Origin of the sequence: Sandarakinorhabdus sp., assembly GCF_032115815.1 — a bacterium.
Classification (GTDB): Bacteria; Pseudomonadota; Alphaproteobacteria; order Sphingomonadales; family Sphingomonadaceae; genus Sandarakinorhabdus.
Genome location: NZ_JAUMBI010000002.1, coordinates 1 through 2,439 on the forward strand (window position 1 = coordinate 1; position 2,439 = coordinate 2,439).

The 2,439-nt window shown below is 68.0% G+C and carries 2 protein-coding genes and 1 pseudogene; all 3 read right to left on the minus strand.

All coding sequences use genetic code 11. The annotated features are described in order from the left end of the window. Positions 1–282 (minus strand): annotated as a pseudogene (locus tag RT662_RS00055) (hypothetical protein); the annotation flags it as partial. A gap of 179 nt (positions 283–461) precedes the next feature. Continuing rightward, positions 462–1,193: a 3'(2'),5'-bisphosphate nucleotidase CysQ gene (locus RT662_RS00060; RefSeq protein ID WP_313668099.1), complete on the minus strand. Its 732-nt coding sequence runs from the start codon at positions 1,191–1,193 to the stop codon at positions 462–464. 40 nt (positions 1,194–1,233) lie between these two features. After that, positions 1,234–2,439, minus strand: a 1,206-nt coding sequence (locus RT662_RS00065) for an NAD-dependent succinate-semialdehyde dehydrogenase (protein ID WP_313668101.1), incomplete at its 5' end; no start/stop codon positions are given.

Below are 2,439 nucleotides of genomic sequence, written 5' to 3' on the forward strand. Positions count from 1 at the left end.
GCCAACATAGCCGGTGATCAGTTCGTTGCCGATCAGCTTGCGCAGCAACGCGAAGAACCCAGCCACCGGAATCTGCCACAGACGGCGGAAAATGGCATAATCGCCCAGCGGCCCGGCAAAATAGGACAGGGCAAACACCAACCAGAAGGCCGGCGAGCTTGGCACGATTGCCGCCACGCGCGCCAGATCGAGCTGCGCCAGTTGCAGCATTGCGGCCACCAGCACGGCAAGCGTGATGATGGTGCCAACCCACCAGGTCCAGCCGCGCTCGCTGCGCGGCAAGGCAGGCAGGCTCGCGGGCAGGCTATCGGGGCCTGCTGGGGCAGTTGCAGCGTCGCTTCGAAGCATTTCGGGGGCCAAAATCCTAACTCTCGCCGGCCCTAGAGGCCCAATATGGCAATTTGACGACCGCGCAGCGGCGGCCTCTGCCGGATTGGTGCCCTATTTCCGTCATGCCTTGTTCAGGCCAGCAGCGGCGCGATGGCCGCCAGCAGCGCCGGGGCGCGGGCCTTGTGGCAGATCAGGATATCGGGCGTGAGCGGGCGCGGCTGGTTGAATACCAGCGGGCTGCCATCAACGCGGCTCACCCACAGGCCGGCGGCCTGGGCCACGGCGGCGGGGGCGCCGCTGTCCCATTCGTGCATGTCGCCCTGGTGCAGATAAACATCGGCTTCGCCGCGCAGCACGGCCAGCGTTTTCGCGCCGGCGCTGCCCATCGGCACCAGTTCGCAGCCGATGCTGGCGGCCAGCGCATCGGCGCACGCGGCCGGGCGGCTGCGCGACACGACGATGCGCAAGCGTGCGGCTTCGGGCTGGAGCGCGGGCGGATGCTGGGTGCAGAAGGTCTGATTCAGCGAGGGCTGCGCCACGGCGCCATCGGCGATGCGGCCATCGATGCTCAAGCCGACATGCACCGCCCAATCCTCGCGGCGTTCGCCATATTCCCGCGTGCCGTCCAGCGGATCGACCAGCCAGACGCGGCGGTATTGCAGGCGCGCGAGATCAGGGGCTTCCTCTTCCGAAAGGATCGCATCATCGGGGCGCAGCCGGCGCAGTTCTTCAACCAGGAACGCATTGCTGATGCGGTCGCCTTCGGCACCCAAAGCCTTGCCTTCGGCCGGGCCGCTGCGGAGTTCCAGCAGCATCTGCCCGGCGGCGTGGGCGAGGTGGCGGGCGAGTTCGGCGTCAGTCATTCGCGCTCCCTGCCAGCCGGGGCGGCCGTCTGCAACCTCGTCAATGCTGGTGGATGGCCTTGATCACCTGGAAGGCGCGCATGCCTTCCGGCCCGTCCTCGCTGCCGTGGCCGCTATCCTTCACCCCGCCGAACGGCGAATCCGCCGCGCTCATCGCCATGGTGTTGATGCCGACCATGCCGGATTCGACCGCATCGGCCATCAGATTGGCAGTGCGGGCGTTTTCGGTGAACAGATAGGCGGCAAGGCCGAACGGCAGCCGGTTAGCCTCGGCGATGGCCGCATCCATGGTGGCGACGCGTTGCACCAAGGCCACCGGGCCAAACGGCTCCTCGTTCATCAGGCGGGCGGAAAGCGGCACATCGGCGAGCAGGGTGGGCGCCCAGAAATTGCCGGGGCCAGCGATGCGTTCGCCGCCGGCCAGCAGGGTGGCGCCCTGTGACAGCGCATCGCCGATCAGGCTTTCCATCGCCTGTGGCCGGCGCGGGTTGGCGAGCGGACCCATCTGGGTAGCGGCATCCATGCCGGGGCCGACGGTGAGGGCCTTGGCGCGTGTGGCCATGGCGGCGGCGAAGCGATCGGCAACCGCCTCGTGGACGATCAGGCGGGTGGGGGAGACGCAGACCTGGCCGGCGTTGCGCCATTTGAAGGCCGAAACCATGGTGACGGTCTTTTCGATGTCGGCATCATCCCACACGATCACCGGGCCATGCCCGCCCAGTTCCATGGTGGTGCGCTTGGCGCCATCGGCGGCCAGCCTCATCAGATGCTTGCCCACCGGGACGGAGCCGGTGAAGCTGATCTTGCGGATGATCGGGCTGGCGATGAGGTGGCGCGAGACCGTGTCGGGCACGCCGAACACCATCGACGCGACCGGCGCGGGCAGGCCGGCATCGATGAAGCATTGCAGCACCAATATGCTGGTGCCGGGCGCTTCTTCGGGCGGCTTGATGATCATCGAACAGCCGGCGGCCAGCGCCGGGGCGAGCTTGCGCGCCGGGTTGAGGATCGGGAAGTTCCATGGGCACAGCGCCAGGCTGGGGCCCACGGGCTCGTGGATGACCAGGCTGCGCTGCCCGGTGGGGCGGGTGAGCACACGGCCATAATTGCGGCGCACCTCGCCGGCGTAGAAATCGACCAGGGCGGCACTGTAGCCCAGTTCGGCGCGGGCTTCGGCCAGCGGCTTGCCCTGTTCCAGCGTGGCGGTGGTGGCGATGATCTCCACCCGTTCCCGCATCAAGCGGGC

Bases quoted from the DNA above. Each gene is read 5' to 3' on its own strand.
- RT662_RS00060 (WP_313668099.1), bottom strand. From the start codon at position 1,193: ATGACTGACGCCGAACTCGCCCGCCACCTCGCCCACGCCGCCGGGCAG.